The following is a 6,000-nucleotide window of genomic DNA, read 5'->3' on the forward strand; positions in this document are numbered from 1 at the left end:
TTTTTTGATTTCAATCACATATTTTCCATATGAAGTTGATTATACTAAGGTTAAAAGAAAGGTACATCAAATCTCAATATAGTTTATGTATCCAATGAAAATCAACTTAAGTCTAGAAATTAAATTAATAATAAAAAAATAGGAGTGATAAATATGAAATTAGAAAAAATATCTGATAAAATAGTCTTTAATGAAAGTACAATTTCAAAGAGAATGCTTTTCAATACAGGCAAAGTTTTAAACTTTATGCTTAACTTAAAACCAGGTCAAAGTGTTCCTCCTCATAACCATGAGAATAGCGATATGATAATTTATATAGTAGCTGGAGATCAAGGTGAAGTAGTTACAGACGGTAATAAAACCGTAGTTGCTACTGGAGATGTTTTTCACTGTGATGGTATAGAAATGTTTAGTATTGCAAACACAGGTAAAGAAAATATGAGCTGTTTCGTAGTTCTAACTCCTAATCCTTCACAAATTTATTCTAAGGAATTCTAACCTTTAAACATTAGTAAATACTTCTTAGTAAGATTTTTCTACTAGAATTTTAAATTACTAAAATCACTATGAGTTTTAAACATATCATAGTGATTTTTAATTTTCTACAATTTAATAATCATATTAATTGAAAATTATTGTAATAAGTCCATAATTCTTAAAAGTAATCATAAATTTTATTAATATATAATACTAGGTTTAATAATTATATTTTTGTCATTTAATTATAACGAAATACTGAAAATTTGTGCTTGTATTCTATAAAAATTGTAATGAGCAACTTTTATGTGGATTTTTTTAAGAATTATAATTGTAAATCAATCATAGTTAACCAGGTGGAGCCAACATTGACATTTTGTTCTCTAATATTAAAGCCTCCTTAGGAAAGACTATTAATTGTAGCAGTAATATTGACTATTCAATTTTAAACTTGAATAAGTTAGCCTTCTTACTATTAAGTAAAGCTAATAAAAGTTAATATTATCACTTATAATTTATAATATTCGAGAAGTTAATGTAATCTTTATAAATTATAGGAAGTCTATGAAAAATAATTAAAATTTGAAGGGAGAGATTTTAATGAACAATAACTATTTAAATGAGGTAAAAAAACAAAATGCACAATCAAAATCAAATAGTAGTGGTTCTAATTATTCAAACAGCTCCATGACAAGTAGCTCAGAATTAAATAACTTTAGCAATTCAAGCAATCAATCCTATTTAAATGAGGTAAGAAGCCAAAATGCACAATCCAGATCAAATGGTAGCTCCGGTAATTACTCTAGCAACTCTTTAAATAGCTATAATCAAAGCACAAACTATACAAATGGAAGTTCAAATTATTCTAGTGGATCAATGACAAGTACTAGCGGAACAAATAATTTTACAAGTTCTTCTGATGAAGCTTATTTGCAAGAAGTCAGGAGAAAAAATGCTGAGTCAAGAAAAACTGACCCAACATACCAAGAAATGTATAGCATGTTTGGTATGGGCCAAAAGAAAAATTCCGAAAGTCAAAACAGTATGGAATAAAAAAATTAAAGTAGGTTAGTTAATGACTAACCTACTTTTAATTTAGCAGTATATCTAGTTTTTACCTATTACTACCATATCATAGTGCCCGTAATGAATTATTTCCTTACTTTGCCTGTAATCCTGCCATATTTAATATGCTCCATGGTTTATTAAAGTGTGGTTGGAAGAAGAAATCAACAAAGCCAAGTTCATCTATAGTCATTTCATTTTGAATTACTACAGACATTGTGTTAGCCATTTGAGTCATATCTGCCTTAGAAAGAATTTGTGCACCTAAAATCTTTCTACTTTCTTTTTCATATACCACTTTAAATTGAACCATTTCATAAGTTGGCATAAATTCTGGTCTATAATTATCCTTAACAATTACTGATACTGCATCTATTCCATTAGCTTTCGCAGAACTTTCTGTAAGCCCAGTTGAAGCTATATTGTATTCATATATTTTAATTCCTGAAGTTCCTTGAGTTCCTAAATGTTTTGTTGTAGGCTTTACTAGGTTTCTTGCAACTAAGGTTCCCATACGTACTGCATTTGTTGCTAGAGGGATATATTCAGTTTTTCCAGTAGGATTATATTTTAATGCACAACTGTCTCCTGCTGCAAAAACATCTTCTTTACTAGTTCTCATATACTCATCCACAATAATAGCTCCATTAGGAAGCATATCTACTTGACCCTTCAAAAGTTCAGTATTAGGTCTAAATCCTATACAAAGAATAACAAGTTCCGCTTCATATTCCCCTTTGTTAGTTATAACCTTTGTAACCTTTCCATCTTTTCCTTCAAATTTTTTAACAGTTTCTCCTAGAGCTAACTTAACGCCATGATCTTTAAAGGCTTGCTCTGCCACATCAGTGTATTCCTTATCTAAATACTTGCTCATAATTCTATCTAGGCTATCAATTAAGGTAACATTTTTTCCATTCATTTGAAAGGCTTCTACTAACTCTACACCTATATATCCAGCACCAACTACTACTATATTCTTTACATCCTTTGCTTTTTCAATAATAGTATTTGAGTGATAAAAATTCTTAGAAAGTAATATGTTTTCCAAATCTATTCCCTCAATTCTAGGAATTATAGGCCATGAACCAGTAGTTACAATAATTTTATCAAAAGTATCTGCAAACTCTTCATTTGTATCTAAATTTTTAGCAACTACTTTTTTTGTTAAAGTATCTACGCTGATTACATCATGTCTCATTTTAGTTTTAACACCTAATTCAGCTAACTTATCTGGTGATGAATAAAAAAGTCCCTGTGGATCTTTAACAACTCCTCCTACATAAAGAGCTATTCCACAAGATAAAAATGATATATTATCATTTCTCTCATAAACTGTAATTTCTGCCTCTGGATATAAATTAGCAGTATTTAAAATTGCTGCAGTCCCAGCATGTGTACATCCTATAACAGCTACCTTCATAATATTCTCTCCTTTAATAATTATTATTATCTAATATTTGTTATTATTATAACATAGTTATCCTCACTTGTCATTATATTAAATTGTAAATATTTCATGCTTATTTTTATCCTATCTACTTATAATTATTTATAGATGTATTGAAATGAACTTGTCTAATTTCAATACATTAACTTTGTTTTCTAGTTCACTTTTTTTTATATTCATAAATTATTCATAAGATTTTTGTATAATTATAACAATAAATTTTCACATTTCAGTACTTTAACCTGTTGTTTAGTGTGCCTATGTGAATAAAAACTTTGATTTGGCGTGTAAAATAAAAATATAGGGGGAACTTATGGAACTACAACAAAAATTCGAAAGGCTAAAAGAAATATTAAAAGAGGCAGGAAGTGGTGCTGTTGCATTTTCTGGTGGAGTGGACAGCACCTTCTTACTAAAGGTTGCTTACGATATCCTCGGTGATAGCATTATAGCTGTTACTGCTAGATCCTCAACTTATCCTGAAAGAGAATATAACGAAGCAAAAAAATATGTTAAACAGTTTGGTGCTAAGCACATAACAATAGTTTCTGAGGAATTAGATATAGAAGGTTTCTCAAAAAATCCAATAAATCGTTGCTACTTTTGCAAAACTGAGCTTTTTTCAAAAGTTAGAGAGGAAGCCAACAAGCTCAATTTAAAACACGTTTTTGATGGTTCAAACTTTGATGACATTGGAGATTTTAGGCCAGGTATGAAGGCGGCGAAGGAACAAGGAGTAATAAGTCCTTTAAAACTTGCAGAACTCACCAAAGCAGATATTCGTCAGCTTTCAAAAGACCTTAACATACCTACTTGGAATAAACCAGCCTTTGCTTGTCTTTCCTCTAGATTTCCCTATGGAAAGGAAATTACTGTTGAAAAGCTAAGTATGGTTGAAAAAGCTGAACAGTTCTTAATGGATTTAGGTTTTAAACAATTAAGAGTTAGACACCATGATGAAATTGCAAGAATAGAAGTTGCTCCAGAAGATAGAGAAAAGTTTTTTGACTTAGACTTTATGGATAGAATAGGGAAAGAATTTAAATCAATTGGCTTTAAATATGTGACCTTAGATATTATGGGCTATAGAACCGGAAGTATGAATGAGGTTTTATCAGAAGAAGAGAAAACTATGTAATAACAATAACTTAGGCTACCTGAATACAAAATTTAGGTAGCCTAACTAAAAAGTATTTTATTAAATTTCAATGTTATTATCTCTTTTATTACATATTGGACAACTTTGAAGACTTAAAGGTATTTCTAATTCACAGCTATCCAATAACTGTGAATCCCTAAGTATCTCTTCTGTGTTTCCATCAGCCACTATTTTGCCATCCTTCAACACTATAGTTCTTTCACAAAGGTCTAATACCATATCTAAATCATGGGTAGTTATTATCTTTGTATAGTCTAATCCTTTGAGAAGATTTATAAGCCTCCTTCTTGATTTGGGATCTAAGGCAGCGGTTGGCTCGTCCATAATTACTATTTCAGGCTTCATGGCAAGTACTGTTGCAATAGCAACCCTTCCCTTTTCACCACCTGAAAGCTTATAAGGTGGTCTCTGAATTAAATGTCCTGCACCTACTGTTTCTAATGCTTCCTTTACTCTTTTATCTACCTCTTCCTCTGAAACCTTATAATTTCTCGGTCCAAATGCCACATCATCGTAAACTGTTGGCATAAATAGCTGATCATCAGGGTTTTGAAATACCATACCAATAGCTTCTCTAATTTTTGATAAACTTCTCTTATTTAAATTCATCGCTTTAACTCTAATTTCTCCTTCACTAGGAAGTAAAGCTCCCATAAGATTTAATAATAATGTAGATTTTCCTGCACCATTATTTCCAACAATCCCTATGGACTCTCCTTTGTTTATTGAGAAATCAATGCCCTTTAAAGCTAATCTTCCATCACTATATTTATATTTTAAATTGTTAACTTCAATTATTTTCTCCATAACTACCTCTGTACATACATTATTTCACAATACAAATCACTTCTCTAATTTATAAAAGATTCAAGAATTTTAGGAAGATTATACCTTCTTACAAGAATAAAATACCCACACCATAATATTAAGTAAATTAAATCTTTCTTTTCTATTTTTAATTCTTTACCTACGCTATATTCTCCCTGAAACCCTCTTGCCAACATTGCCTTATGAATTCTTTCTGCTCTATCTAAAGTTCTTAAAAGTAGCCCCCCAACTAAAGATCCCCAGTGATTAAAACTTATTCCTTTCCCCTCATAGGAACGAAAAGAGTAAGCTCTAGTTGTTCGACCAATTTCTTCTATGAAAAGTGATATATATCTATAAGTAAAAATCAATTGCATAATAAATATATTTGGCACCCTTAATCTTTTAAGTCCCCTAGAAATATTTATGATACCAGTGGTTGCAATAAGAAGTTGTGCTGCCATTATAGCTAAAAACCCTCTTATTAAAATTGAAACAAAGGATATCCACCCAGCGGTTATATTTAATGTGAATAGTGATACTCTAGGAGTGGTATCAAAAAAAGGATTTAAAATTCCAATCCCAATTACTAATGGCATAGTTATTAAAGTTCTTTTCATTAATTCCTTAACAGGCACCTCTCCAACAGAACCTTCAATTATAGGGTAAAATATCAGCGGCAACATTGCACTTATCTCATATTTAGAAAAAGAAACGGTGACAAATAAAAATACTAAAGTAGTTAGTATTTTTACTGTTGGATTTATTCTATGAATCATTGTATTTTTTTCTGATAACTCTTCTAGAGCTCTTAAATTGTAAAAGGAATTCATTTTCTCTGACATATATTTATCCTTTTCTATAACTAAATAATGTAATGAACTTTTAAAGCTAATCTGTATATAAATTAATTTAGTTATTAGTTCTTTATATAGGGAAACAGAGTCGAAGCTTAACTTATACATGTGTCCTACCCTGGTTCTCTTAAGGGTTTATAAAGATGAATAAGTTAAAATTTCATCAAGGAACCCTATATAGGGTT

At 30.1% G+C, this 6,000-nt stretch carries 6 protein-coding genes; 3 read left to right on the top strand and 3 right to left on the bottom strand.

What is annotated here, in order from left to right:
- Nucleotides 1-153 precede the first annotated feature (153 nt).
- Nucleotides 154-498, top strand: a complete 345-nt coding sequence (locus B3040_RS15410) for a cupin domain-containing protein (RefSeq protein WP_017414254.1) — start codon at nt 154-156, stop codon at nt 496-498.
- Nucleotides 499-1,077: 579 nt separating this feature from the next.
- On the top strand, nt 1,078-1,530 hold the full coding sequence (locus tag B3040_RS15415; protein ID WP_017414253.1) for a hypothetical protein: 453 nt from the start codon (nt 1,078-1,080) through the stop codon (nt 1,528-1,530).
- Nucleotides 1,531-1,636: 106 nt separating this feature from the next.
- Here B3040_RS15415 and B3040_RS15420 read toward each other — a convergent pair whose 3' ends face one another.
- Entirely contained in the window at nt 1,637-2,965 is a 1,329-nt protein-coding gene (locus tag B3040_RS15420; RefSeq protein WP_291575062.1) for an FAD-dependent oxidoreductase, read from the bottom strand.
- Nucleotides 2,966-3,305: 340 nt separating this feature from the next.
- Here B3040_RS15420 and larE point away from each other — a divergent pair, with 340 nt between their 5' ends.
- Nucleotides 3,306-4,130 carry an ATP-dependent sacrificial sulfur transferase LarE gene (larE, locus tag B3040_RS15425; protein ID WP_291575064.1) on the top strand — a complete coding sequence of 275 codons (825 nt, stop codon included), beginning with the start codon at nt 3,306-3,308 and terminating at the stop codon, nt 4,128-4,130.
- 60 nt (nt 4,131-4,190) lie between these two features.
- Here the strand turns inward: larE and B3040_RS15430 are convergent, their stop codons facing one another.
- Both B3040_RS15430 and cbiQ read right to left on the bottom strand, forming a co-directional pair.
- The gene (locus tag B3040_RS15430; protein ID WP_291575066.1) at nt 4,191-4,958 is read right to left on the bottom strand and encodes an energy-coupling factor ABC transporter ATP-binding protein; all 768 of its coding nucleotides are present in this window, start codon (nt 4,956-4,958) and stop codon (nt 4,191-4,193) included.
- A 44-nt stretch (nt 4,959-5,002) separates the two neighbouring features.
- On the bottom strand, nt 5,003-5,923 hold the full coding sequence (gene cbiQ, locus B3040_RS15435; RefSeq protein ID WP_291575068.1) for a cobalt ECF transporter T component CbiQ: 921 nt from the start codon (nt 5,921-5,923) through the stop codon (nt 5,003-5,005).
- Nucleotides 5,924-6,000: the final 77 nt, after the last annotated feature.

It is taken from the genome of Clostridium sp. UBA4548 (genome assembly GCF_002387895.1).
Taxonomy (GTDB): Bacteria; Bacillota; Clostridia; order Clostridiales; family Clostridiaceae; genus Clostridium_J.

Coding starts and splice junctions, on each gene's coding strand:
- B3040_RS15410 (WP_017414254.1), top strand. CDS start 154: ATGAAATTAGAAAAAATATCTGATAAAATAGTCTTTAATGAAAGTACA.
- B3040_RS15415 (WP_017414253.1), top strand. CDS start 1,078: ATGAACAATAACTATTTAAATGAGGTAAAAAAACAAAATGCACAATCA.
- B3040_RS15420 (WP_291575062.1), bottom strand. CDS start 2,965: ATGAAGGTAGCTGTTATAGGATGTACACATGCTGGGACTGCAGCAATT.
- larE (WP_291575064.1), top strand. CDS start 3,306: ATGGAACTACAACAAAAATTCGAAAGGCTAAAAGAAATATTAAAAGAG.
- B3040_RS15430 (WP_291575066.1), bottom strand. CDS start 4,958: ATGGAGAAAATAATTGAAGTTAACAATTTAAAATATAAATATAGTGAT.
- cbiQ (WP_291575068.1), bottom strand. CDS start 5,923: ATGTATAAGTTAAGCTTCGACTCTGTTTCCCTATATAAAGAACTAATA.